Source organism: Klebsiella sp. C360 (assembly GCF_048822415.1).
GTDB lineage: Bacteria > Pseudomonadota > Gammaproteobacteria > Enterobacterales > Enterobacteriaceae > Klebsiella > Klebsiella quasipneumoniae.
Genome location: NZ_JBMEZZ010000003.1, coordinates 386,969 through 411,378 on the forward strand (window position 1 = coordinate 386,969; position 24,410 = coordinate 411,378).

Sequence of the window (24,410 nt, forward strand, 5' to 3'; positions counted from 1 at the left end):
CCCGGTTTGCCCGCGATGGACAAACCGGGAGTCCTGCCATTTACTGCTTGAGCGTCGGCGCTGTGCTGTGAATCGCATGCACGCGCTTACGCACGCCAAACCAGCCCGCCACCAGCAGCACCGCCAGCAACGGGATGGAGCCAATGGTATAGGTGCCGTTCGGATAATCGAAGGCCATCAGCACCAGCACGCTAAACAGGAACAGCAGCGTCAGCCAGGAGGTGAACGGCGCCCCAGGCATTCTGAAGCTCACCTGAGCCGCTTTCCCTTCCTTAATCGCTTTGCGCAGACGCATCTGACACACCACGATGAAGCCCCAGGACGCAATGATCCCCAGCGAAGCGATGTTGAGGACGATCTCAAACACCTGCGACGGCACCAGATAGTTGAGGAACACCCCGACCACGTACACCGCCAGCGTCGCCAGGATCCCGGCGTAAGGGACGTGGTGACGGCTCATCTTCGACATGAACTTCGGCGCGGAGCCCCCCATCGACATAGAGCGCAGAATACGCCCGGTGCTGTAGAGGCCGGAGTTGAGGCTGGAGAGGGCGGCGGTTAACACCACGATGTTCATCACGCTGCCGATATACGGTACGCCCAGTTTTGAGAAGAAGGTAACGAACGGGCTCTGTCCCGCCTGGTAGGCGTTCCACGGCAGCAGCAGCACCAGCAGCACCACCGACCCGACGTAGAACAGGCCGATACGCCAGATCACGCTGTTGATGGCCTTCGGCACCATCGTCTCCGGATCCTTACACTCACCGGCTGCGGTGCCCACCAGTTCAATGGAGGCGAAGGCGAAGACCACGCCCTGCACCAGCACCAGCGCCGGCAGAAGGCCGTGCGGGAAGAAGCCGCCGTTATCGGTGATCAGGTGGAAGCCGGTGGCATTACCGTCCAGCGGCTTACCGGAGCCGAGGAAAATGGTGCCGACCACGAGAAACGCGACGATCGCCAGCACTTTGACCAACGCGAACCAGAACTCCATCTCGGCGAACCACTTCACGCCGATCATGTTCATGGTGCCGACGATGGCCAGCGCGCCGAGGGCGAAGACCCACTGCGGCACATCGCCAAACGCGCCCCAGTAGTGCATATACAGCGCCACGGCGGTGATATCGACGATCCCGGTCATTGCCCAGTTAACGAAGTACATCCAGCCGGCCACGTAGGCGGCCTTTTCGCCGAGGAATTCCCTGGCATAGGAGACGAAGCTGCCGCTTGAGGGGCGGTGGAGAACCAGTTCGCCGAGGGCGCGAAGAATAAAGAAAGAGAAGATGCCGCAGACCAGATAGACCAGTGCGAGCGCTGGCCCTGCCATTTGTAAACGTGCCCCGGCGCCGAGGAACAAACCGGTACCGATGGCGCCGCCGATGGCGATCATCTGTACCTGACGGTTGCCCATCGCTTTGTGATAACCCGCTTCATGTGAGTTGAGCCAGTGGCGTTTTGCAGCATGGTGCTCCGCTGCAGTGTCGTGTTTCGTATTCATTGATGTATCAGTTTCCTGTCAATGCCCATGTTTGCAGCCGGCGTGGAGGACGGCTGGCACATTATGCTGGCTTTCTCATCATTCTGACGTAGGAGATAAGCTCAGACATGGCGCTGAATCCTACACGTAACCTAATAGTTACGCACCTAAAACATTTACCGATAGCATTTGACAGATTTATCAATGAGATCAGCGTCGCAGAGTTTCCCGCAACAGAATGAAAGCGCTGGTATGCTGGCGTCGACTGGGGTAAGCGCGAGGTTGTCAGGGGACGGCGGAGGCGCAGTTCGCTGCTTTTGCATCCGTTATCCACGGGCGATGGCCACCTGCTCGCCGGGTCGCAGCCCGGCGTTTAACCGGTCATCCACGACCATTTTTTAGCCATTATCATCAGTGGTTTTGATGTTAATATCCGGTTATTCCAGCATAAATGGCTTCCGCGTCGGTCACGGCGCCGCGCAGGCGGAGGAAGCGTGATGCCTGCAGGGGAGCAGAATGAACAGAGCGGTTACCCCTTATTGTTTAATTCATTCTGCCGGGGCAGGTATTGTAAGATGGAAAAACATACCCGTAGCGCCAGGCGACCTACACAATGACCCCCTTGCACTTTCATAAATATCACGGACTGGGTAATGATTACCTGGTATGCCATCGCGCCGTTGCCGACCAGCTGAGCAACGAGCATATTCGAATTCTGTGCCATCGCCACTATGGCGTCGGTTCTGATGGTCTCCTGATCGACAGCGGCGATCGAACCCACCCCACGCTGCGTATTATCAATCCGGACGGCTCCGAGGCGGAGAAAAGCGGGAATGGGCTACGGATCTATGCGCGCTATCTGTTTGATATCGGTCGTGTCGGGCATGAGCCCTTTTTAGTGCACACGGCGGGCGGAGACGTCTATTGCACCGTGGAGCGTGATTTTCATCAGATTAGCGTCGACATGGGGCGGGCGAATTTCAATCCGGCGGCGTTACCCGCCCTGGTGAATTTGCCCGAGGCGGTGAATTATCCCTTGCCGCTGGCGGATGAAACCCTGTCCGTCGTACTGGTATCTATGGGCAATCCCCACTGCGTTGTTCTCGTGGATAAGCTCGACCTGGAACAGGTTCATCGCTTAGGGCCGCAAATTGAACATCATCCCTTGTTCCCCAAACGCTGCAATGTGCAGTTCGTGGAAGTTGTCGATCGCCATACGCTGAAGATTGGTATCTGGGAGCGGGGCGCCGGGTTTACGATGGCCTCCGGGAGCAGCAGCTGCGCGGCGGCCAGCGCCATGCGCCGGTTAGGGAAGGTGGACGATCGGGTGGAGGTCAACATGCCAGGCGGCCAGCTGCGCATCACCTTCGGCGCGGATTTTCAGGTCTGTATGCGAGGCCCGGTGCATAAGATCGCCAGCCTGACGCTGGATAAAGACTGCTTTGTCGGCGGCGGCGCTATCTCCACTGGCGCGGGATGACAGGTGGGGCGATCAGCCGGAAATTTTTTGCCTTTCGCTTGCTTTCGTAAGCGGCTGTACATACTGCCTTTTCCCATCCGGGCAAAGGCGGCGAACAACGGGAATGGCTACCAGAGAGAAACAGAGATGAACATCAACGTGGTCGGCACCAGCGGCTCAGGCAAATCCACCCTGGCTCGTCGCCTGGCGCACAGGCTGGGGCTGCCGTGCATCGAACTGGATCGCCTGTACTGGCGGCCGAACTGGCAGGGCGCGCCGGATGAGGCGTTTTTCGCCGCCATTGCCGCCGCGACGGCCACCCCGGGCTGGGTATTGGATGGCAACTACAATCGCAGCCGCGGGGTCAAATGGCGCGAGGTGGATCTGGTGATCTGGCTGGATTATGGCCTCTGGCGCACGCTGCGCCAGGCGGTGTGGCGGGCCGCGAGCCGGGCGTGGCGCCGTCAGGAGCTGTGGCCGGGCACCGGCAACCGCGAGAGTTTCCGCCGTTCGTTCTGCAGCCGGGAATCCATCATCCTCTGGACGCTGAAAACCTGGCGGCAGAATCGCCGACGCTATCTGGCCGATATGCAGGATCCGCAATATCGTCATATTCGCTTCGTCCGGCTGCGCAGTCCGCGGCAGGCCGAGGCGCTGCTCCGCGAGCTGGAAGCGCAGCGGTCAGGCGGGCATATCTAATTTTCAGCAGTACACATGTGAATTAATTGTTTCTCAATAGTTAGCAGAGATTTTAATAATGCAGGCACGTACTTTCATATGAGCCTGCGAAATGTCTTATCGAATCAGTATCCTGGATAAAAGTCCGCTTGCCGCCGGGGAAACCGCCGCGCAGGCGCTGGCGCGTACATTAACGCTGGCGCAACACGCCGAAGCCTGGGGCTATCACCGCTTCTGGGTCGCCGAACACCATAATACCGATCAGCTGGCGAGCCCCTCGCCGGAGCTGGTTATCGCCTGGCTGCTGGGCCACACCCGGCGGATCCGCCTCGGGTCCGGCGGCGTCATGCTCCAGCACTATAGCCCCTATAAGGTCGCGGAAAACTTCAACCTGCTGGCCGCCCTCGCGCCGGGCCGCATCGATCTCGGGGTCGGCAAGGCGCCTGGCGGCCTGCCGCTCTCCACCCGCGCCCTGCAGCAGGGCCTGCATCAGGAGGAGAAAGGCGCCTTTGCCGACCAGCTGGCGCAGCTGGATAACTGGCTGTCGCTGACTGAGCCCGGAGGGGAAGAGAGCCTGCGCGCCACGCCGATCCCGCCGCGCCGGGCAGACGGTTTTCTGCTCGGCGCCAGCCTGGAGAGTGCTGAACTGGCGGCCCGCCTTGACTGGAACTTTGTCTTTGCCGCCCATCTCAATGGCGACAGCGCGCTGCGCCGCACGGTGCTCAACCGCTGGCGCGAGCTGAGCCCGCGCGAGGCGATTGTCGCCGTGCAGGTGGTGGTCGCCGACGATCCCGCTACCGCCGCCGCGCTGGCGCAGCAGGTGGAGGCGTGGGGCGTTGAGCTGGAGAACGGCCAGCGGGTGACCGTCGGCAGTGAGGCGCAGGCCGTTGCCTTTGCCCGCCAGGCCGGTAGCCGTCCCACCCGTATCGCCCGCCGCGAATCTTCGCTGATATCGGGTACCCCCGAAGAGGTGAAAGCCCGGCTGGACGCGCTGCAGGCGGAAGATCAGCTGGATGAACTCATCATTGATACCCCCATTAGCGACGGGCCTGCGCGCCTGCGCTCCCTGCGCCTGCTGGCGCAGGCTCACTACGGCAAGGCGGTGCTGAATGTCCTTTGAACAACAACTGATTAGCTGGCGACGCGAGCTGCACCAGAACCCGGAGCTCTCCCTGCAGGAGGTGGCCACCACTGCGCGGATCCGCGACTGGCTGCAAAGCGGCGGGTTGACCCTGCTGCCCTACGATCTGAAAACCGGGCTGGTGGCCGAAGTCGGCAGCGGCGACAAGGTGATAGCCCTGCGGGCGGATATCGACGCGTTGCCCATCGAGGAGGCGACCGGTCTGCCTTACCGCTCGCAGAATCAAGGGGTGATGCATGCCTGCGGGCACGATATTCACACCAGCGTAATGCTGGGAGCGGCGCTGCTGCTGAAGGATCGGGAAGCGGAACTCCCGGGGCGGGTGCGGATCCTGTTCCAGCCGGCGGAAGAAAATTTCGGCGGGGCGAAAACCCTGATCCGCGCCGGGGCGCTGGAGGAGGTGTCGGCGATCTTTGGCATGCACAATGAGCCCGGCCTGGCGGTGGGTGAATTTGCCACCCGTGGCGGCGCGTTCTACGCCAACGTCGACCGCTTCGTCTTCAAAGTGACCGGGAAGGGGGCGCATGCCGCCCGCCCCCATGAAGGCAAGGATGCGATCCTGCTGGCCAGCCAGCTGGTGACGGTGCTGCAGAGCGTGGCCAGCCGGGAAGTGAACACCCTCGACTCGGTGGTGCTCAGCGTGACGCGGATCCAGGGAGGCAATACCTGGAACGTGCTGCCGGAGAGCGTCGAGCTGGAGGGGACGTTGCGCACCCACAGCAGTGAAGTGCAGCAGCGGGTCAAGGCCCGGGTCAGCGAGATTGCGGCCGGTTTCGCCAGCGCCTTTGGCGCGCAGATTGACGTCTTCTGGTATGCCGGCCCGACGGCGCTGGTCAATGACGCCCGCTGGGCCGACTTCGCCAGCGAGGTAGCGGCCCAGGCCGGGTACCGCACCCACCACGCCGATCTGCATCTCGGTGGTGAAGATTTTGCGGTCTATCTTCAGCATATTCCCGGGGCGTTCGTCAGTATCGGCAGCGCCAGCGAATATGGTCTGCACCATCCGGCATTTAATCCGGACGAACGGCTTATTGCACCCGCAGCGCACTATTTCGCCCGTCTGGCGGAGCAGGCATTACAACACATTTAATGGATGACAGGGGAAGGGGTAGCTATGTCTGAAAATCGACAATTGCGTCTGGGGACGATATTACATGGCGCATCGGGAAATATGTCCGCCTGGCGTCATCCGGCGGCGCAAGCGGACGCCAGTATTAATTTTGATTTTGTTACAGAGACGGCGTTAAAAGCGGAAGCGGGAAAACTGGATTTTATTTTTGTCGCCGACGGTTTATATATTAATGAAAAATCGATTCCTCATTTTTTAAATCGCTTCGAACCTTTAACGGTGCTTTCCGCGCTGGCCGCGGTCACCCGGCGGCTGGGGCTGGTGGGGACCTTATCCACTTCGTACAGCGAGCCGTTTACCACCGCCCGCCAGTTCGCCAGCCTCGACCATTTAAGCCAGGGGCGGGCGGGCTGGAACGTGGTCACTTCGCCGCTGGAAGGATCAGCGAAAAACTTCTCCCGGGCCCAGCATCCGGATCATGCGCTGCGCTATCGCATTGCCGATGAATATCTGCAGGTGGTGAAAGGCTTGTGGGATTCGTGGGAAGAGGATGCCTTTGTGCGCAATAAAGCGACCGGTCAGTTCTTTGACAAAAATAAGCTGCATACGCTCGATCATCACGGCGATTTCTTTAAAGTGGCCGGACCGCTGAATATTGCCCGCACGCCGCAGGGACGACCGATTATTTTCCAGGCTGGCGCGTCGGACGACGGCAAAAAATTAGCCGCACGCCACGCCGATGCCATTTTTACCCATCAGGAATCGCTGGCCGAGGCGCAGGCATTTTATCAGGACGTGAAAAGCCAGCTGGCGGCCTGGCAGCGCACCCCGGATCACCTGCATATTTTCCAGGGCGTCAGCGTCATTGTCGGCGATGACGCCGAAGACGCGGAGCGTCAGTACCAGACCACCGCGGCGCTGGTCTCCATCGAGGATGCGCTGAACTATCTGGGGCGGTATTTCGAACACCATGATTTTTCGCAGTATCCGCTCGATGAACCGTTCCCGGATATTGGCGACCTCGGGCAAAACAGCTTTCGCAGTACCACCGACGAGATTAAACGTCACGCCCGCGAGCGCGGATTAACCCTGCGCCAGGTGGCCCTGGAGACAGCGAGCCCGCGTCCGCGCTTTACCGGCACCGCCAGCGATGTCGCCGACGGGCTGCAACTGTGGTTCGAACAGCGCGCGGCGGACGGCTTCATTATTCAGGGCGGCACGCCGGAAACCTTTCCGCGCTTTGTGGATGAGGTGGTGCCTCTGTTACAGGCGCGCGGCCTGTTCCGTCGCGACTATCCGGGCGCCACCCTGCGGGAAAGTCTGGGCCTGGCGCTACCCGCTAATCAATTCCAAAAATAAGAAAAGAGAATCACGCTATGCAGAAAACAACACTCTTGCTGGCCGTCGCGTTGGCATTTAGCGCCTCGTCGTGGGCACAGGACGTCAAGATCAATGGCACCGGGGTAAGCCTTGAGGCCAACAAAACGCCCATTCACACAGCGAAAAACCCGCAGGCCATTGCCCTGTTGCCGAAAGATCTGCATCTGGCGGTGCCGGGGAAATTTACCGTCGCGGTGGCGGCCCTGAACTCACCGCCGCTGACGGTCTTCGCCGATGACAACAAAACCCTGCTCGGCAGCGAGGCGGATATCGCCCGGCTGGTGGCAGAGAGTCTCGGGCTGGAGGTGAACGTGGTTCCCACCTCCTGGGAAGACTGGCCGCTAGGGGTCACCTCCGGCAAATATGATGCCGCGATCAGCAATATTACCGTCACCAAAGCGCGGAAAGAGAAGTTCGATTTCGCCACCTACCGCAAAGACTCGCTGGGCTTCTACGTCAAAAGCAGCAGTCCGCTGAGCAAGATTGACAAGGCGGAAGACATCGCCGGGCTGAAGATTATCGTCGGCTCCGGTACCAACCAGGAGGCGATCCTGCTGGCGTGGAACGCGGAGAACGTCAAAAAAGGGCTGAAGCCGTTTACCCCGGTCTACACCAAGGATGATGCCGCCCAGACTCTGGCGCTGCAGACCGGACGAGCCGATGCCTTTTTCGGCCCCAATGTGATTGGCGCGTGGAAGGCGGCGCTGACCGGCAAAACCAAACTGGTGGGCAGCGTTGACGGCGGCTGGCCGAAAGCGGCGCATATCGCGGTGACGCTGAAAAAAGACAGCGGGCTGGTGAATGCCGTCCAGGCGGCGCTGAACGGCGCTATCGCCAGCGGGGACTATGCCAACGTGCTTAACCGCTGGGGAGAGGGAGTGGAAAGCATTCCGCAATCGGAGATCAACCCGCCCGGACTGGGCGACTGACAGGAGGCGCGATGAGCGAAGCATTCCGCGATATTTCTCCGGACGCACCGGAGCTGCAGCCGATTATTAGCGGGCTGTTTGCCGAATACGCCGCCCGCTACGGTGACTATTTTTCCCGCGATGCGGAAGTGGAGTTGAGCGAGTGGTATTTGCCGCCGCAGGGGCTGTTTATCGTCCTTGAGCGTGAGGGCGAAATTATCGCCACCGGCGCTTATAAGCCGAAGGATCGCCACACCGCAGAGATCAAACGTATCTGGACGCACCGCCGTCTGCGCCAGCAGGGGCTGGCGGCGAAAGTGGTTCAGGAGCTGGAGCGGCGGGCGGTGCTGGCCGGGTACAGCCATATCTACCTGACCACTGGCTTTCGTCAGCCGGAGGCGGTCAAGCTCTATCTAAGCCAGGGGTATGAGGCGCAGTTCGACCTCGCGCGAGACCCCGAAGAGTACAGTCAGCCGCCCTACGATGGCCGACTGCGGTTCACTAAAGCGCTGGCGGTGAGCGCCTTCAGCCACAGCGCCTGAGGAGGCATGATGCATTCATCTGAAACGATCAAAGTGGTGCCGGCGCGCTATCCGCTGCGGGTAGTCGGGGCCCTGGTTGCCCTGCTGGTGCTGGCGGTAGTGATCCAGTCGGTGGCCTTTAACCCGCGCTGGGAGTGGGGCGTCTTCGCCCGCTGGTTCTTCGACCCGGTGATCCTCGAAGGGCTGGGGCAAACCCTGCTTCTGACCCTGCTTGGCACGGTGCTGAGCGTGATCTTCGGCGGCCTGCTGGCGCTGGCCCGCTTGTCCTCATCGTGGCTGCTCAGCAGCCTCGCCTGGGGCTATATCTGGCTGTTTCGCTCGCTGCCGCTGATTGTCGTGCTGATCATTCTCTACAACTTCTCCTATCTCTACGACACCCTGTCGCTGGGGATCCCGTTTACCGGCGTCACCTGGGCCAGCTACCAGACGATAAACGTGCTGGGGCAATTCTCCACGGCGGTGGTGGGCCTGACCCTGGTGCAGAGCGCCTATACCGCGGAGATTATTCGCGGCGGCTTCCTCGGCGTTGACCACGGGCAGTATGAAGCCGCCGCCGCGCTGGGGCTACCCGCCTGGCGACGCACGCTGCGCATTATTCTGCCGCAGGCGCTGCGCACCATCCTGCCATCCGGCTTCAATGAGATCATCAGTCTGGCGAAAGGAACGGCGATGGTGTACGTCCTGGCGATGCCGGAGCTGTTCTACACCATCCAGATGATCTACAACCGTACCCAGGAGGTGATCCCGCTGTTGATGGTCGGCGCCGCCTGGTATCTGGTGATCACCAGCGTCCTCTCCGCCATTCAGTACCTGGTGGAACGTGGCCTGGCGCGCAGTGAGCGCCGCTCGGCGGTGAACAGCGCCCGCAGCAGCCGTCTGAATCAACCCGCACGTCAACCACAGCCCCAGGAGGCCGTCCATGCCCAGCTCTCGTAATGGCCATATCTCTATCACCGGGGTCAGCAAATACTATGGCCGCCACAAGGCGCTGGACGATGTGTCGCTGGAGATCCCTCCGGGCACGGTGACGGTGATCCTCGGCCCTTCCGGTTCGGGCAAGTCCACGCTGCTGCGCACCATTAATCACCTTGAGCGCGTCGATGAGGGGTTTATTCAGATTGATGGCGACTACATTGGCTATCGCCGCAAAGGCGACAAGCTGTATGAGATGAAAGAGAAGGAGATCCTCCGCCAGCGGATCAACGTCGGCTACGTGTTCCAGAACTTTAACCTGTTTCCACACCTGACGGTGCTGGAAAACCTGATAGAGGCGCCGATCGCCCACAGGCAGGTCACGCGCAAAGAAGCCATTGCCCGTGCCTGGGAGCTGCTGGACGTCGTCGGACTGCGCAATAAAGCCGACGCCTGGTCGCGGCATCTCTCCGGCGGCCAGCAGCAGCGTATCGCCATAGCCCGGGCGCTGGCGCTGGACCCGCGGGTTATCCTGTTTGATGAGCCCACCTCGGCGCTGGATCCGGAGCTGGTGGGCGAGGTGCTGGATGTGATCAAGAAGCTGGCGCGCTCTGGCACCACGCTGGTGGTGGTCACCCACGAGGTTGGCTTTGCCCGCGAGGTGGCCGACCAGGTGGTGTTTATGGTCGACGGCAGGATCGTCGAGCAGGGCGGCAGCGACGAGGTGCTCAACCATCCGCAGCATCCGCGTACCCGGCAGTTTTTATCCAGGGTGCTGCCGTCATGAACAGAGCGATAGCGACCCTTGTATTCAGCGCCCTGGCGCTGGACGCTCACGCGGCGCTGGATCTGCGCGCCAATGAGCAGCCATTGCCGGTCACCCGCGACCCGCAGGCGATAGCGAAAATTCCGCCGGGCTACCGTTTCGTTGAGCCGGGGACGCTGACGGTGGCAATCTCAGCGCTCAATTCGCCACCGCTGGCGCTGCTGGCCAGCGACAACCGCACGCGGATCGGCAGCGACCCGGATATAGCCCGCCTGCTGGCCGGGAGCCTTGGCCTGAAGCTCAGGCTGGTGCCCACCGTGTGGGAGGACTGGCCGCTGGGCATCGCCGCCGGTCGCTATGACGTGGCGCTGATTAATATCGCGGTAACCGAGAAGCGCAAAGAGAAGTTCGATTTCGCCACCTATCGGGTGGACTCTCTGGCCTTCTCGGTGAAATCCACCAGCGACATCGCCGCGGTGCATGGACCCGCGGACCTTGCCGGGCGCAAAGTGATCGTTGGGTCCGGCACCAATCAGGAGCGGATCCTGCTGGGCTGGAATGAGGACAACCGGGCCGCCGGGCGGCCGCCGGCCCAGCCGGTCTACCTGACCGATGATGCCTCCGGCAACCTCTATATCCAGTCCGGGCGGGCGGATATTTTTTTCGGCCCGCAGTCGGTGGCCGCCTATAAAGCGGCCCTTAACGGCCAGACCCGGGTGGTAGGCCTGGGGCCGAAAAAAGCGTGGGTGGCGACGACCACTAAAAAAGGCAACGGTCTGGTCTTTGCCCTGCAGGCCGCCCTCGACGGGGCGATCGCCCGCGGTGAATATCAACAGGTGCTGGCGCGCTGGGGAGAGCAGGGCGAAGCGGTGGCGCAGTCGGTAGTCAACCCGCCGGGGATCACCTACTAACCGCCAGGGCCAGGGTATGCCGGGTGGGTGAGCGGCAATTTTCTGCCTACACTTAGGCTTTACCCTGGAGGCAGACCATGATTACCGTATATGGCGTGCCGGGATGGGGCTCGACGATTAGCGAGCTGATGCTCTCCCTGGCCGATATTCCCTACGAGGTGGTTGACGTCGAGGGCTTTGACCAGCCCGGCCCGGCGCGCGAGCGCCTGCGGCAGATTAACCCTCTGTGCCAGGTGCCCACCCTCAGGCTGGCCGACGGCAGCATCATGACCGAAACCGCCGCCATCGCGCTGATGATCCTCGACCAGCGCCCCGATCTGGCCCCCGCGCCGGGGACGCCGCAGCGTCAGCAGTTTCAGCGTCTGCTGATCTGGCTGGTGGCGAATGTCTATCCCACCTTTACCTATGCCGACTACCCGGAACGCTGGGCGCCCGCCGCGGCGGAGCAGCTGGTGGAAAATTGTCGCCAGTACCGGAATAACCTCTATCTCTGGTTCGAACAGCAGCTGGTCGCCGGGCCCTGGGCGCTGGGCGCGTCGGTTACCCTCCTGGACTGCTATATCGCGGCGATGTATAGCTGGGGGCCCAGGCAGGCGTGGTTTAACGCCCATTCGCCCAAATTTGCCGCCGTCGCCCTGGCGGTCTATCAGCGACCGGAGCTGGCCGCGGCGCTGCGACGTAACAAGCTGATTTAACGCACGCGATGCCAACCGCAACCGCCATTCTGTGGTAGCGTTATGGCCTTCACCACAAGGAGTCTTTGCTATGCCGCATGTTGATATTAAATGCTTTCCCCGTGAACTGACTGACGAACAAAAAACCGCGCTGGCCGCCGACATTACCGAGGTGCTGATCCGCCATCTGAACAGTAAAGAGGGCGCGGTCAGCGTCGCGCTCACTCAGGTTGAGCCGGACGCATGGCAGGCGGTGTGGGACAGTGAGATCGCCCCGCAGATGGCGCAGTTGATTAAGAAGCCGGGTTATAGCATGTAACCCGACACCCGGAGGCGATGCTGCGCATCTGTCCGGGCTACGCGTTCTCAGCGGTCTGCAGTTCCGTAGCCCGGGCAAGGCGCTTTGCGCCGCCCCCGGGGAGGGGCTTCTCCGGCGACGCACTGAGAGAAACAGCATGTTCATCTATCCTAAGCGCCAGAGAGCCAACCGAGGTGGGTATGAAAGACGAATTGTTTGCCGATCTGCTGGCGAGTGCAGAAGAAATGGTCAGGATCGAGAAAGGTCAACAAATGCCGAAGGAGCAGCACGTTCATACCTTCAGCGAAATTGACGTGAAAGCGATACGTGAAGCCACAGGTTTAAAACAGCAGGACTTTGCCGCGGCCGTTGGCGTTAAGTAACAGCGTGTATTTAAATCAACCCGTCCAGGCGTTTGCCCCGGACGGGCTACTTTATTAAAACCAAATCTCCGTCTGCACGCCAAAGTTCCAGTTTCCTCCGGCGGTAAAGCCTTTACTGCCGAAATCATCGTTGATCGCATAGCGATCCAGGTCTTTATCCCAGTTCATCCACGTGACAAAGAAGCGGAGCTCCGGCCTCGCTTTGATATCCAACACATCGCCCACTTTGAACGTCGGGGCGAAGGTCAGCTTGTAAAAATCGCCGCTCACCGCCTGGTATTGATACACGTTGTCATTATAGCGATAGGTTCGGCCGTTGGGATTCAGGTCCATATATTGCCAGGACGCTTCGTATAGCAGGGCGAAGTTGCGGGTGATGCTCTGGGAAACTCGCAGGTTAAAGGTTGCCCAATCGTAGCGGTCGCCATCGCGGTAGCGATCTTCGCTATGCTGGGCGATAACCGATGGTGCAAGCTGCCAGTTTTTTCCCAACGGCAAAATGCCGTAGGACGCAAAACGCAGGGACTTTGCGTTCTCGGTAAGATCGCCATCGCTACCGGGCTGGCGCGCCTCGGCGCCCAGCCCGCCGCCGTACTGCAGGGCGCTCTCCGATATGCCCGGCGCGAGGCCATAGAATTGCTGTTTGTCGTGATATGCCAGCATCGCGTAGTAGCCGTTTTTCGCCGTATTATCGCTGCGCAGAGCGTAACTGCCGGTGGTCGAGGTATTATCTTTCAGATCATCATTGCCCTGGGCGGTCATCGCCGTGGTCATCAGCTGCCAGTTGTTCCAGAAGTGGTTGGCGGTGAACATCAGGTTCTGTATATCGTTATCCTGGTAATTATCGCTACCCAGATCGCCGAAGTTACGCGCATAGACCGAGTAATCGCCGCGCAGCGTATCCCCCCACTTCACGTCATTGATCCCGCCGCCGGTACCGCCGAGGAACATAATATCGCTATCGGTAAAGTGGATATCGAAATTATCGCGGTCGAAACGCTTGCCCGCCCAGATGGACGCGCTCCTGAACGGCCCGGAAAAATCGGCGAAATTGCCCATCTCGACGTACAGCTGACGCACGTTCAGGTGGTGGCTGTCGTTATCCTGTACCCATGGATCCGGGTTGGTTGCCCCGTCGGCAAGCATGGTTTTAAAGTGCGCCCATGACCCGTCGCTGAAGGTCATTTTTTTGCCGAAGCTGAGCTCCACGTAGTTATCTTTCTCGTTGCCGAGACGGCCAACGTGGGCATCGCCGTTGAGCGAACTGGCCGGGGAGATTCCCGGCCCGCCGCGCGCGCCTTTACCATGACTGTCAACCAGCATCCCGGAGCGCGCGTAGGCGTTGAACTCGAAGCCATCGCTGAGGCTGCTTTTCGCCAGCTGTTTGTCGGCAGCCTGCTGCTTTTGCTCGGTCGCTGCGGTGCGCTGACTGAGGGTCTGCACCTGCTTTTCCGCTGCCGCCGCGCGTTGTTCCGCGGCGCTGGTGCGCAGCTCCGCCTGCTGCGCCCGACGTTTGGCCTCTCCGGCCTCCTGCTCCGCATGATTAAGCCGGGCCTCCAGCTGCGCCAGCCGTTGTTCGACGGTGAGCGGGGCCGCACTCGCGTCGTAAGCCGAAAAAAGGGCGCAGCAAACCGCTGCGCTAATCAAAGAGATACGCATATCAATCCTTATTTTTTTCAGAGGTATGTAGGGGGTGCTGCGCCTTACAGGGCGTGGTTTTCTCCAGCAACGGGCGATGGGTTCGACGGCGCACGGCGTCCAGCGTCAAGGTCGGCGCGGATCTGCTCGTACTGGTCGTCGAGTCGGTAGAAGCGACCCATCCACAGCATTGAGGCGACAATCAGCAGCGCCGGGATATAGAGGTAGCAGGCTTTTATCGCCAGCATCGCGCCGTCGCTTTGCGTCTGATTAGCGATATAACCGCCGGATGAGAGCAGGACCCCGGTAATGGCTCCCGCGCCCGCCATCGCCACCTTGCCAAGAAAGCCGTTGATGGAGGTTAAAATGCCGGCGGTATTGATGCCGGTTTTCCATACTCCGTAATCCACCGGATCGGCTTGCATAGAGAAGTAAATTGCCGTGCGCTGTCCGGCGCCAAGCGAGAGTACGACCGCTCCGGCAACCAGACCCCAGCTGTTAACGCCTGCCGCCATCATCATGCCCATGCCGACCAGGTTGATCGCGCTGGCGACCAGATAGACGTGGCGCTTTTTCATCCGGCTGGCGAGCAGCGGAACGGTGAGGGTACCCAGCAGAGGAACGAAGGTGGAGATCCCGGCGACGATCGCCGTGAGATCGTTATTACCGACGTAATAATGGAAGAAGTAGACCAGCGCCCCGGTCTGGAAGAAAAACGCGCCCCACATCAGGAAAATATTGATGGCGAAGACGAACCATGGTTGGTTGGCGCGCAGGCTGACCCAGGCGCGTTTTAAGGTCATGCGCTCCTGAGTAATGCTGATATTTTCCTTAACGTTCCGGAAGCTCACCAGCAGAAAAAAGGTGGCAATAACGCCGAAAACCACCGCCGTATAGAAGAAGCCGTGCTCCTGATTGCCTTTCCCCAGCGCGCCAACCAGCGGCAGCGTGGCGACCGCGACAATAGTCGCGCCGAGCGAGCCGAGCAGAATACGTACCGCCGACAGCGTCGTGCGCTCCCGCGAGTCGTTCGTCAGAAACGGCAGCATGGCGCAGAATGGAATATTAACGAGGGTATAGAGAAACGACAGGCACAGATAGGTGACAAAAGCGTAGATCAGCTTACCGGTGGTGCCAAAATCAGGCACGTAGAAGGCCAGAATACACAGCAGTCCGAAGGGGATCGCGCCAGTCAGCAGATACGGACGGCAGCGCCCCCAGCGGGTGGCGGTATTGTCGATAACCAGCCCCATTAGCACGTCGGCAACGCCGTCCACCAGGCGCGTCACGAGGAACATCAGGCCTACGTAATAAGCGGGCAGGCCCATCACGTCGGTGTAAAAGAACATCAGATAAAGAGAGATCATCTGCCACACAAGGTTGCAGGAGAGGTCGGCGATGCCATAGCCAAGGCGCTGCCGCCAAAGGGTAAAGGTTGTTTCTGCCATAAAAGTAAACTCGCTTATCGTTGTTGTTAAAGTCCGTACTGGCGAATAAACCAGGCCGGGGTGCAGCTCCACGCATGGCAATAACTGTTTATCAGCTTGCTGCCATAAGGGGAAAAATCAGGATGCGCCGGGTCGAAGATTTCCCAGAAGGTATCGGCGCCGTAGTCGACCATTGCTCCCCAGTAGGCTTTGATCTGCGCAATAGCGTCGTCGCGCAGCCCGCACTGCAGAAGAGCGGCAATATAGTGGTGACGCAGGTATGGCGTGTTCATGGCGATCGCGGGGGGATTTTGCTCCAGATTATGCATGATCTCCCGGCGCTGCTGGGGAGTACCGACTTCCGCCAGTACCAGCCAGATTTGCGATGCCCATGAGACCTGCCGCTGCTCGCCGCTGATGTAGAAGCCTTGCTGCTCGTCCCATAAGACATCGAGGGCCGCAGCTTTAAGCTGCTGTAAACGCTGGCGATAGCGGACGGCCAGCTCAGGTTCGAAACGCTCCGCCAGCCAGACGGCGCGCTGCAGGCAGTAAATCAGCACGCCCTGCGCTGCAGCCTGTTTATTCAGCGAAGCCTGCCAGTCGATAAACACCCACCAGTCGTCGCTATCGCGCACAACCCCGGAGGCGTCGCAGCGTTTCAGCGCCAGTTCAATCTGACGACGGGCCGTGGGCCACAGCTCGCGGGCCGTAGCAATATCCTCCGCGCTTTGCAGATAGTTGTAGAGAACGTCAACAAAAAACAGAGAATAATCAAAAAGAAAGGTATCGTCAGCAATGATATCCGGCTGCACGAACACGTTGGCCGATACCATACCGTCCTCACGAGTATGCCCGGCGAAAAGGTACAGGCAGCGGCGTACTAAATCGTGACGGGTGAAGGTCACATCGTTCACCAGCGCCTGCAAACGTAAATCGCCGAGCCACAGGCGGCGGTCGCGTTTGGGGCCATCCTCAAACACCTCCTGCATGCAGTTTTGCAGGGTCAGAACGGCAACGCTGTCGATGGCCTTGAGCTGCGGGTCGGCGGTTGTCGCTGCCGGGCATGCGCCGCTGGCGGAGGTAACGGCATTCACCTCAATCTGGTTGAACTGCAGACGAAACTTGCGCGACACGGCTTTGACCTCCACCTTCAGATAGCGGAAGCAGTAGCGGCGCGGCAGATCAACGTCGGCCGGCAGAACATCAAGCCACAGATCCTGCTGCTGCAGCCAGCTGCTGCTTAGCCAGCCCTGGTAATCGCTGAACGGCTCACACACTTCGCTCAGCGTTTCGCCGAAGGTGAACTGCAGATGGGCCGGAGCGTCCGGCGGGCTCCCGACGCTCTGACAGAGAAAATGCAGGTAGCCAACAAAGTGGCTGCCAAAATCAATAATGACGCTATCGCCGCTGCTCAGCTCGCGCTGATAAAACGCGGCCAGGGAACTTACCGGCTCAGCGCGCCAGCCAAACAGCGCCGTGGCGTCGGCGTGGGCTTCCACCACGGCGATCGGCGGGTACGCCTGCCGACTTAGCGTGGGCCGGAGCGTCTCGGCGGTGCGTAGAAAATCCGGGTGGCGGGTCATCGAGACCTGAGAATTATGCTGAATTGCCTGTGACATACTGCGTCCTCTGTATTTATTTGTCCGCAGCATAAGATGCCGGCCACGGGGGCAACCACTCTGGCAATGCCAATGCATTTGCCAGATTGGCACTGATAATGAGATGGGCGAGTTGCCGATCACAATTCCAAACATCTTGCTCGTGGCGGTCGGGAAAATGCATTATCTTGCCTCTGCGCCGTAAGCCGTTTTGGACTTTACAGATGATGATGTTGACCGTTGAGTATTATTTCACCCATCCGCAGGATAAGCTGGGCATGTATGCCAGCGATCCGGAAGATAATAGCCATGAACATAGTCATGAATTTGCTGAGCTGGTGATCGTTGAGGAAGGGCACGGTTTACACGTTATTAATGGCAGGCCACTATATATTCAACAGGGCGACGTTTTTTACGTTCAGCCTGGCGACGTTCATTATTATGATGAGCTGGGGACGCTTAAGTTAATTAATGTGCTGATTAATCCGTTGGTAGGCTTTCATTATTTACAGCCTCTCGATACCTTATTACAGACTTTCTCTGCGCAGAATGCGTCCTGCTACGGTTGGCTGGCGCCGGACACCCGCCATATCTGCAAGGAACTGGTGGATAAGATATTTTCTGCCGAGCTGCGGCAGGAGCAAAATATTGCTCTGCGCGAAGCCGCGTTTTTCCAGCTGGTGACGACGATTCTTCATGCCGAAACCGAAGCCGAATATAGCACCACCAAATATAAGCTGCATAAATTGCTGACCTGGTTACAGGAGCACTGTTTTGAAGAGCATAACTGGCAGCAGCTGGCGGAGAAATTCCATCTCACTACGCGGACCGCATTTCGCCATATTAAAGAGGCGACGGGATTGACGCCGGATAATTATTTAAAGCGTCTGCGATTAGTTTCGGCGCGCGTAAAATTACGCGAGACCGATATGACGATTACCGAAGTGGCCTATCTATGCGGCTTTGCCAACAGTAATCACTTTACCACTTTATATAAAAAGGTTTTTGGCCTGACGCCCAGCGAAGACCGGCGGCGTTTGCAGCGCTAGTTCTCTCCCCGGAGGAGATGCTGCGCATCTGTCCGGGCTACGCGTCCTCAGCGGTCTGCGATCCGGTAGCCCGGGCAAGGCGCTGCGCGCCGCCCCCGGGAGAGACGCGCAGGGTGGTGAAGGATTGCCCCGGAGGCGAGGAGAGCTACTCTTCCGGAGTATTGGCCCGCACGTGGCGGCCGCTGGCGACAAAATTGCCGGTTCCCAGATGATGCAGGGTATTGATCTTATCGTCATCGAACTGCCAGCGTCCGGTAATAAACGCGCGCTCATCGGCGGCGGCGGAAACCACTTCGCCAAACAGCGTATCGTACTGCTCCTGGGCCGCCGTCGCCGGCAGCAGACGGCACTCCATCCATGCCAGACACTTCTCCTCGATCAGCGGCAGTCCCAGTTCCGGGCCGCTCACCACCGGAATTCCGTAAGCATTGAATTTGTCTTCATCGCGGCCGCTGACGCTGCCGACCGCGTAGGTCCAGCTGGCGGCGGCCACGCCGGGAACCACGATGCCGAAGGTGCCGTTGCGCTCGATGATTTCCCGCGTCCAGGTGCTTTTATCCACCACGATAGCCACCCGCGGCGGGGCGAATTCCACCGGCATCGACCAGGCGGCGGCCATGACGTTGCGCCGGTCGGACGCCGCGTCGTAGCTGGTGATCAAAATGGTCGGGCCGTGGTTGAGCAGGCGGCTGGCATACTGCAGTTCCACGTGGCGAAAGCGGCTCATAGGCGTTCCTTGAGTAATGGGTCGGTTGGCAGGTAACACGTTAAGCCGCAATGAAAATGTAATCAATACGTCATCTCGTCTGACTATAGTCGCCAGCACAAAGTCCCAAAGAGGATCACAATATGTTGGCTCCCCTGATGTTATCCCAGGTCAGCGCGCCCCGTCGGATGTCGACCGCCGGGCAGGGGTTGCTTTCCCGCAAGGGAGGGCGACAATGCGCGCGCTGACCCCTATCACTCTGCAGGCGGTCTCATTCGCCTTCGCAGAGACCCCCATTCTCGATGACTTCTCGCTGCATATCGAACCCGGCAGCATTGTGGCGCTGCTGGGCCCGTCCGGCTGCGGCAAAAGCACCTTGCTGCGCCTGCTGGCCGGGCTGAGCGTGCCGGCCAGCGGTGAAATCCGCTTTGGCGATCGGCTGGTCGCCCGCGCAGGATGGGGATTGCCCCCGGAACAGCGCGATATCGGCATGGTTTTCCAGGATTACGCCCTCTGGCCGCATATGAGCGTGGCGCAGAACGTCGCCTTTCCGCTGCGCATGCGCGGCGTTGCCCGCGCCGAACGCGAGCGCCGGGTGAGCGAGGCGCTGGCGCGGGTGGGCCTCGACGGCTTTGCGGAACGTAAACCTTCAGGCCTTTCCGGCGGCCAGCAGCAGCGGGTGGCGCTGGCGCGGGCGATCGTCGCCGCGCCGCGGGTGCTGCTGTTTGATGAGCCGCTCTCCAACCTGGACAGCGAACTGCGCGAATCGCTGTGTGGCGAAATGAGCCGCCTGCTGCGACAGCTCGGCACCACCGCCGTGTATGTCACCCACGACCGCCGTGAAGCCGACCTGTTAGCCGACCGGATCGTCCACTTATCCGCGGGCCGCGTGGCCGCTGTCCGCGCCGTTACGCCAACCTCAGGGGAAGTTGCATGATCACCGTTATGACCGTTAAGAAAGGAGTGGTACTCGCGATGGCTCTCTCCGCCATGATGCTCTCCAGCGCCCATGCGCTGACCGTTTACACCGCCGGCCCCGGCTCGCTGGCGAAAAGCCTGGCCAGTGGTTTTGAACAACAGACCGGGGTGAAGGTGACCGTTTTCCAGGCCACCACCGGCAAAGTGATGGCCCGTCTGGAGGCCGAGCAGGCCAACCCGCAGGCGGATGTGCTGATCTCCGCTTCATGGGATACCGCGGAGGATCTGCACAACCGGGGCTGGTTGCTGCCTTTTCACAGCGCCAACGCCGACAAGGTACCGGCTAATCTGAAATCGGCGGACTATATCGCCCAGGGGGTCTCGGCGCTTGGCATCGTCTGGAACAGCAAAAGCGGCACTCCGGAGCCGAAAGAGTGGCGCGACCTCACCCAGCCGGCGTTTAAAGACAAGGTGACCACGCCCGACCCGTCGCTCTCCGGCGCGTCGCTGGATCTGTTGATTGGCCTGCAAAACAGCATGGGCGACCAGGCCTGGCAGCTGTTTGACGATCTGAAAAAGAACGGCATGGTGGTCAGCGGCCCCAACGCCCAGGCAGTGACGCCGGTGATGCAGGGGGCGAAAGCGGCGGTGTTCGGCGCGGTGGATTATGTCTCCTACGGCAATATTCAGCAGGGCGAGTCGCTGAAGGTGATTTTCCCGGCCAGCGGGACGGTGATCGCCCCGCGCCCGATGATGATCCTCAAAACCAGCCAGCATGCCGATGAGGCCAAAGCCTTTATCGATTACGTGCTGTCGCCGGAAGGTCAGGCGCGGGTCGCCGACGCCTGGCTGATGCCCGCTCGCCGCGATGTGGCCGCCAAACGCCCGCTGCTGGACGCGCTGAAGGTCTTGCCCACCAGCGGCGAGGGGAGTAGCGAGCGTAGCGCCGTCCTCAGCCGCTTCAGTCAGCTGTATGCCCACTAATTGACACGGTTCTCCGGCGCTGGCCGCCGGAGAACGCTTCGTTTCAGGAACCGCTGTGAAACAAAAATTCCTTTCCGGCGTGACGCTTGCCGCCCTGACGCTGCTGGTCGCGTTACCGCTGTTGTTTATTCTGCTGCAGGCGATTTTTCCCCATTTTAGCGCCGGTTCGCTCCATGACGCCTTTGGCGGCGTCGCGCCGCTGCTGGCCGACCCCCAGCTGCCGTCGATGCTCGGCGGTACGCTGTGGATTGCCGGCGGCGTGGCGCTGGCCAGCGTGATGATCGGCCTGCCGCTCGGTATTCTGCGCGGTATGTTTTCGTTGCCGCTGCCCCGGCTGTGGGACCTGCTGTTTTTGATCCCCTTTCTGACGCCGCCCTATATCTCGGCGCTCTCGTGGATGCTGGCTCTGCAAAGCCAGGGCTATCTGCAGCAGCTGACCGGCTGGCAGCTAAACGATCTGCTGTTCAGCCGCAGCGGGATCGTGCTGGTGATGACCTTTAACATTTTTCCGGTGGTTTACTTTGCCGTCTCCCGCAGCCTGCTGGCGAGCGGGCAACGGCTGGCGATGGTCGCCCGTGTCCATGGCGCCAGCGCCTGGCGCGCCTTCTGGCACGTGACGCTGCCGATGCTCTCCCCGGCGCTGGCGTCGGGGATGCTGCTGGCGTTTACTCTCGCCATCGAGGAGTTTGGCGTCCCGGCGGCGCTGGGCAGTCGGGCGGGAGTAGTGATGCTGACGGTGGGCATTGAGAAAAAGCTGGCCGACTGGCCGGTGGATCTCACCGGCGCTGCGCTGCTGTCGCTGCTGCTGATGGCGGTGGCGTTGTTCGCCTGGTGGCTGCAAACGCGGCTGGTGGGTGAGAAGGAGGTCACCAGCGTCACCGGTAAACCGGGAGAAAACCGCGGAGCGTCGCTGGGCTGGATGACGCTGCCCGCGCTGCTGGTGATGGCGACCGTCGGCGGCATGGCGGTCGGGGTCCCCGCCGTCTCGATGATGCTCACCAGCCTGATGGGGACCCTCTCGGGCGGGGTGAGCCTGGAGAATGTCACGCTGCGTCACTTCGCGGCGCTGTTCGACCAGCAGGGCGATGCCCTGTCGGCCCTCGGCGTCAGCCTGTCGCTGGCGTTAGGTTCGGCGCTGATCGTCGGCGTGCTGGGGCTGCTGGCCGCCTGGCTGGTAATGGTGCAGAAGATCAAAGGGCGCGGGGTGGTGGATGCGCTGTCGCTGATGCCGGCGGCGCTGCCCGGCGTGGTGGTGGGGGTGGGATTGATCCTGCTGTGGAATCAGCCCTTCTGGCCGCGCTCGCCCTACAACACGCTGTGGATGCTGCTGCTCTCCTATTGCTGCCTGCTGCTGCCCTGGCCGGTGCGCTATGTCGGCAGCGCGCTGCGCCAGCTGGGCCCGAACCTTGAGCCCGCCGCCCGGGTGCACGGCGCGTCGCCGCTGCGGGCGCTGCGGTTGATTGTCCTGCCGCTGGTCTTTCCGGCGCTGCTGGCGGCGATGCTGATGGTGTTCGCGGTGGCGTCCCGGGAGCTGGTGACCTCGCTGCTGCTGTCGCCCGCCGGCACGCAGACCGTGGCGGTGTTTATCTGGCGCCAGTTTGAACAGGGATCCGTTGGTCAGGGCATGGCGATGGCCAGCCTGACGCTGTTGACCGGTCTGGTCCTGATGCTGACGGCGCTGGCGCTGATGCAGCGCAGCACGCGCGGTTAACGGCAAGCGCACAAAAAAGAGGGTCGGCGCGGAAAAATAGGCTATAAATGTCGGACACCTACAGCTGGAGACCCTGATGAGTCCCTTTTTACGCGCCTATTTTTCCCGTCTGGGCTGGACGGGCGAGCCTGATGTTTCTATTGATACCTTGCGCCAACTGCATCTGCAGCATAACAGCGCCATCCCCTTTGAAAACCTCGACGTCCTGCTGCCGCGCGAGATCCATCTTGACGACCTGGCGCTGGAAGAGAAGCTGATCGCCGGCCGCCGCGGAGGGTATTGTTTTGAACAAAATGGCCTGCTGGAGCGCGCGCTGCGCGAAATAGGCTTTAACGTTCGCAGCCTGCTTGGCCGGGTGGTGCTGGCCAATCCGCCGCAGATGCCGCCGCGCACTCACCGTTTATTGCTGGTGGAAGTGGCGGGCGAGCGCTGGGTAGCCGACGTTGGCTTCGGCGGCCAGACGCTGACCGCGCCGATCAAGCTGCTGGCCGATATCCCGCAGCAGACGCCGCACGGCAGCTATCGTCTGGTGCATGAAGGGGATGAGTGGACGCTGCAGTTCAACCATCACGAACACTGGCAGTCGATGTACCATTTCGATTTAGGCCGCCAGTATGCGTCTGATTATGTGATGGGTAACTTCTGGTCGGCGCACTGGCCGCAGTCCCACTTCCGTCACCACCTGCTGATGTGCCGTCATCTGCCTGACGGCGGCAAAATGACCCTCACCAATTTCCACTTTACCCACTGGGACAATAACCACGTGGTGGAGAAGGTCGATTTTGCCGATGTCTCCGCGCTGTACGAAGGGCTGCAGACCCGCTTCGGCCTCGGCGTGGACGATCCTAAGCATGGCTTCAGCGAAGCGGCGCTGGCGGCGGTGATGGCGGCGTTCGATACCCATCCGGAAGCCGGGAAGTAAATTTTCTCATGCCCGGCGGCGCTGCGCTTGCCCGGGCCTACGGGGGATGAGCCTGTGAGAGGGCCCTGCAGGCCGGGTAAGACGACAGCCGCCACCCGGCGAAATTACAGGTACCGCGCCTGATATCTTGCCCGGCGGCGCTGCGCCTGCGCGGGCCTACGGGGGATGAGCCTGTGAGAGGGCCCTGCAGGCCGGGTAAGGCGACAGCCGCCGCCCGGCGAAATTACAGGTACCGTGCCTGATATCTTGCCCGGCGGCGCTGCGCTTGCGCGGGCCTACGGGGGATGAGCCTGTGAGAGGGCCCTGCAGGCCGGGCAAGGCGACAGCCGCCACCCGGCGAAATTACAGGTACCGTGCCTGATATCTTGCCCGGCGGCGCTGCGCTTGCGCGGGCCTACGGGGGATGAGCCTGTGAGAGGGCCCTGTAGGCCGGGTAAGGCGACAGCCGCCACCCGGCGAAATTACAGGTACCGTGCCTGATATCTTGCCCGGCGGCGCTGCGCCTGCGCGGGCCTACGGGGTCTGAGCTCTGTGAGAGGGCCCTGCAGGTCGGGCAAGGCGAAAGCCGCCACCCGGCGAAATTACAGGTACCGTGCCTGATATCTTGCCCGGCGGCGCTGCGCTTCGCGGACCTACGGGGTATGAGCCTGTGAGAGGGCCCTGCAGGCCGGGCAAGGCGACAGCCGCCACCCGGCGAAATTACAGGTACCGTGCCTGATATCTTGCCCGGCGGCGCTGCGCTTGCGCGGGCCTACAGGGTATGAGCCTGTAGAGGGCCCTGTAGGCCGGGTAAGGCGACAGCCGCCACCCGGCGAAATTACAGGTACCGCGCCTGATATCTTGCCCGGCGGCGCTGCGCTTG

Annotated in this window: 20 protein-coding genes and 2 pseudogenes; 17 read left to right on the forward strand and 5 right to left on the reverse strand. The window is 60.9% G+C overall.

Going from position 1 to position 24,410, the window contains the following annotated elements:
* Positions 1–40 precede the first annotated feature (40 nt).
* The gene (ansP, locus tag ACOI7D_RS10830; protein ID WP_023289881.1) at positions 41–1,495 is read right to left on the reverse strand and encodes an L-asparagine permease; all 1,455 of its coding nucleotides are present in this window, start codon (positions 1,493–1,495) and stop codon (positions 41–43) included.
* 592 nt (positions 1,496–2,087) lie between these two features.
* Between ansP and dapF the strand changes: the two genes are divergently transcribed.
* The 12 genes and pseudogenes from dapF to ACOI7D_RS10890 all read left to right on the forward strand — a co-directional run.
* Positions 2,088–2,954, forward strand: a complete 867-nt coding sequence (dapF, locus tag ACOI7D_RS10835; protein ID WP_044523493.1) for a diaminopimelate epimerase — start codon at positions 2,088–2,090, stop codon at positions 2,952–2,954.
* A gap of 126 nt (positions 2,955–3,080) precedes the next feature.
* A complete protein-coding gene (locus ACOI7D_RS10840) occupies positions 3,081–3,632 on the forward strand; it encodes a (d)CMP kinase (protein WP_044523492.1) in 552 nt (183 codons plus the stop codon).
* 91 nt (positions 3,633–3,723) lie between these two features.
* Positions 3,724–4,731 carry an MsnO8 family LLM class oxidoreductase gene (locus ACOI7D_RS10845; RefSeq protein WP_023289878.1) on the forward strand — a complete coding sequence of 336 codons (1,008 nt, stop codon included), beginning with the start codon at positions 3,724–3,726 and terminating at the stop codon, positions 4,729–4,731.
* A complete protein-coding gene (locus ACOI7D_RS10850) occupies positions 4,721–5,842 on the forward strand; it encodes a M20 peptidase aminoacylase family protein (protein WP_087827039.1) in 1,122 nt (373 codons plus the stop codon). The genes ACOI7D_RS10845 and ACOI7D_RS10850 overlap by 11 nt, the downstream gene beginning before the upstream one ends.
* A 24-nt stretch (positions 5,843–5,866) precedes the next feature.
* A pseudogene (locus ACOI7D_RS10855) lies at positions 5,867–8,130 on the forward strand (NtaA/DmoA family FMN-dependent monooxygenase).
* Positions 8,131–8,141: 11 nt separating this feature from the next.
* The gene (locus tag ACOI7D_RS10860; RefSeq protein WP_004202731.1) at positions 8,142–8,651 is read left to right on the forward strand and encodes a GNAT family N-acetyltransferase; all 510 of its coding nucleotides are present in this window, start codon (positions 8,142–8,144) and stop codon (positions 8,649–8,651) included.
* A gap of 9 nt (positions 8,652–8,660) precedes the next feature.
* Positions 8,661–9,587 carry an amino acid ABC transporter permease gene (locus ACOI7D_RS10865; protein ID WP_050533419.1) on the forward strand — a complete coding sequence of 309 codons (927 nt, stop codon included), beginning with the start codon at positions 8,661–8,663 and terminating at the stop codon, positions 9,585–9,587.
* Positions 9,571–10,350, forward strand: a complete 780-nt coding sequence (locus tag ACOI7D_RS10870) for an amino acid ABC transporter ATP-binding protein (RefSeq protein WP_109547272.1) — start codon at positions 9,571–9,573, stop codon at positions 10,348–10,350. Before ACOI7D_RS10865 ends, ACOI7D_RS10870 begins: the two co-directional genes overlap by 17 nt.
* 38 nt (positions 10,351–10,388) lie before the next feature.
* Positions 10,389–11,240 (forward strand): transporter substrate-binding domain-containing protein, encoded by an 852-nt coding sequence (locus ACOI7D_RS10875; RefSeq protein ID WP_162543154.1) that lies wholly within the window; start codon positions 10,389–10,391, stop codon positions 11,238–11,240.
* A 77-nt stretch (positions 11,241–11,317) separates the two neighbouring features.
* Complete coding sequence (locus ACOI7D_RS10880) at positions 11,318–11,935, forward strand: glutathione S-transferase family protein (RefSeq protein ID WP_109547274.1); 618 nt, start codon at positions 11,318–11,320, stop codon at positions 11,933–11,935.
* A gap of 70 nt (positions 11,936–12,005) precedes the next feature.
* A complete protein-coding gene (gene pptA, locus ACOI7D_RS10885) occupies positions 12,006–12,233 on the forward strand; it encodes a tautomerase PptA (protein ID WP_004891592.1) in 228 nt (75 codons plus the stop codon).
* A gap of 179 nt (positions 12,234–12,412) precedes the next feature.
* Positions 12,413–12,589, forward strand: a pseudogene (locus tag ACOI7D_RS10890) (transcriptional regulator); the annotation flags it as partial.
* A gap of 60 nt (positions 12,590–12,649) precedes the next feature.
* Here the strand turns inward: ACOI7D_RS10890 and ACOI7D_RS10895 are convergent.
* Genes ACOI7D_RS10895 through ACOI7D_RS10905 form a run of 3 tightly spaced genes read right to left on the reverse strand, consistent with a single transcriptional unit; the run spans position 12,650 to position 17,279 of the window.
* Complete coding sequence (locus tag ACOI7D_RS10895; RefSeq protein WP_109547275.1) at positions 12,650–14,254, reverse strand: carbohydrate porin; 1,605 nt, start codon at positions 14,252–14,254, stop codon at positions 12,650–12,652.
* Between the two features lie 44 nt (positions 14,255–14,298).
* Positions 14,299–15,681 (reverse strand): glycoside-pentoside-hexuronide (GPH):cation symporter, encoded by a 1,383-nt coding sequence (locus ACOI7D_RS10900; RefSeq protein ID WP_109547276.1) that lies wholly within the window; start codon positions 15,679–15,681, stop codon positions 14,299–14,301.
* A 26-nt stretch (positions 15,682–15,707) separates the two neighbouring features.
* Positions 15,708–17,279 carry a family 78 glycoside hydrolase catalytic domain gene (locus ACOI7D_RS10905; RefSeq protein ID WP_109547277.1) on the reverse strand — a complete coding sequence of 524 codons (1,572 nt, stop codon included), beginning with the start codon at positions 17,277–17,279 and terminating at the stop codon, positions 15,708–15,710.
* A gap of 203 nt (positions 17,280–17,482) precedes the next feature.
* On the opposite strand from ACOI7D_RS10905, the gene ACOI7D_RS10910 reads away from it, so the two are divergent.
* On the forward strand, positions 17,483–18,307 hold the full coding sequence (locus ACOI7D_RS10910) for a helix-turn-helix domain-containing protein (RefSeq protein ID WP_044523479.1): 825 nt from the start codon (positions 17,483–17,485) through the stop codon (positions 18,305–18,307).
* A gap of 145 nt (positions 18,308–18,452) precedes the next feature.
* Here the strand turns inward: ACOI7D_RS10910 and ACOI7D_RS10915 are convergent, their stop codons facing one another.
* Positions 18,453–19,034, reverse strand: a complete 582-nt coding sequence (locus tag ACOI7D_RS10915) for a flavin reductase family protein (protein ID WP_072413267.1) — start codon at positions 19,032–19,034, stop codon at positions 18,453–18,455.
* 214 nt (positions 19,035–19,248) lie between these two features.
* Between ACOI7D_RS10915 and ACOI7D_RS10920 the strand changes: the two genes are divergently transcribed.
* The 4 genes from ACOI7D_RS10920 to nhoA all read left to right on the forward strand — a co-directional run bounded on the left by ACOI7D_RS10920 (position 19,249) and on the right by nhoA (position 23,548).
* Positions 19,249–19,950: an ABC transporter ATP-binding protein gene (locus ACOI7D_RS10920; RefSeq protein ID WP_109547278.1), complete on the forward strand. Its 702-nt coding sequence runs from the start codon at positions 19,249–19,251 to the stop codon at positions 19,948–19,950.
* On the forward strand, positions 19,947–20,915 hold the full coding sequence (locus ACOI7D_RS10925) for an ABC transporter substrate-binding protein (protein ID WP_109547279.1): 969 nt from the start codon (positions 19,947–19,949) through the stop codon (positions 20,913–20,915). The genes ACOI7D_RS10920 and ACOI7D_RS10925 overlap by 4 nt, the downstream gene beginning before the upstream one ends.
* Before the next feature lie 55 nt (positions 20,916–20,970).
* Positions 20,971–22,626: an ABC transporter permease gene (locus ACOI7D_RS10930; protein ID WP_109547280.1), complete on the forward strand. Its 1,656-nt coding sequence runs from the start codon at positions 20,971–20,973 to the stop codon at positions 22,624–22,626.
* 76 nt (positions 22,627–22,702) lie between these two features.
* Positions 22,703–23,548: an N-hydroxyarylamine O-acetyltransferase gene (gene nhoA / locus ACOI7D_RS10935; RefSeq protein ID WP_050533425.1), complete on the forward strand. Its 846-nt coding sequence runs from the start codon at positions 22,703–22,705 to the stop codon at positions 23,546–23,548.
* Positions 23,549–24,410: the final 862 nt, after the last annotated feature.

Bases quoted from the DNA above. Each gene is read 5' to 3' on its own strand.
- ansP (WP_023289881.1), bottom strand. From the start codon at position 1,495: ATGAATACGAAACACGACACTGCAGCGGAGCACCATGCTGCAAAACGC.
- dapF (WP_044523493.1), top strand. From the start codon at position 2,088: ATGACCCCCTTGCACTTTCATAAATATCACGGACTGGGTAATGATTAC.
- ACOI7D_RS10840 (WP_044523492.1), top strand. From the start codon at position 3,081: ATGAACATCAACGTGGTCGGCACCAGCGGCTCAGGCAAATCCACCCTG.
- ACOI7D_RS10845 (WP_023289878.1), top strand. From the start codon at position 3,724: ATGTCTTATCGAATCAGTATCCTGGATAAAAGTCCGCTTGCCGCCGGG.
- ACOI7D_RS10850 (WP_087827039.1), top strand. From the start codon at position 4,721: ATGTCCTTTGAACAACAACTGATTAGCTGGCGACGCGAGCTGCACCAG.
- ACOI7D_RS10860 (WP_004202731.1), top strand. From the start codon at position 8,142: ATGAGCGAAGCATTCCGCGATATTTCTCCGGACGCACCGGAGCTGCAG.
- ACOI7D_RS10865 (WP_050533419.1), top strand. From the start codon at position 8,661: ATGCATTCATCTGAAACGATCAAAGTGGTGCCGGCGCGCTATCCGCTG.
- ACOI7D_RS10870 (WP_109547272.1), top strand. From the start codon at position 9,571: ATGCCCAGCTCTCGTAATGGCCATATCTCTATCACCGGGGTCAGCAAA.
- ACOI7D_RS10880 (WP_109547274.1), top strand. From the start codon at position 11,318: ATGATTACCGTATATGGCGTGCCGGGATGGGGCTCGACGATTAGCGAG.
- pptA (WP_004891592.1), top strand. From the start codon at position 12,006: ATGCCGCATGTTGATATTAAATGCTTTCCCCGTGAACTGACTGACGAA.
- ACOI7D_RS10895 (WP_109547275.1), bottom strand. From the start codon at position 14,254: ATGCGTATCTCTTTGATTAGCGCAGCGGTTTGCTGCGCCCTTTTTTCG.
- ACOI7D_RS10900 (WP_109547276.1), bottom strand. From the start codon at position 15,681: ATGGCAGAAACAACCTTTACCCTTTGGCGGCAGCGCCTTGGCTATGGC.
- ACOI7D_RS10905 (WP_109547277.1), bottom strand. From the start codon at position 17,279: ATGTCACAGGCAATTCAGCATAATTCTCAGGTCTCGATGACCCGCCAC.
- ACOI7D_RS10910 (WP_044523479.1), top strand. From the start codon at position 17,483: ATGATGATGTTGACCGTTGAGTATTATTTCACCCATCCGCAGGATAAG.
- ACOI7D_RS10915 (WP_072413267.1), bottom strand. From the start codon at position 19,034: ATGAGCCGCTTTCGCCACGTGGAACTGCAGTATGCCAGCCGCCTGCTC.
- ACOI7D_RS10920 (WP_109547278.1), top strand. From the start codon at position 19,249: ATGCGCGCGCTGACCCCTATCACTCTGCAGGCGGTCTCATTCGCCTTC.
- ACOI7D_RS10925 (WP_109547279.1), top strand. From the start codon at position 19,947: ATGATCACCGTTATGACCGTTAAGAAAGGAGTGGTACTCGCGATGGCT.
- nhoA (WP_050533425.1), top strand. From the start codon at position 22,703: ATGAGTCCCTTTTTACGCGCCTATTTTTCCCGTCTGGGCTGGACGGGC.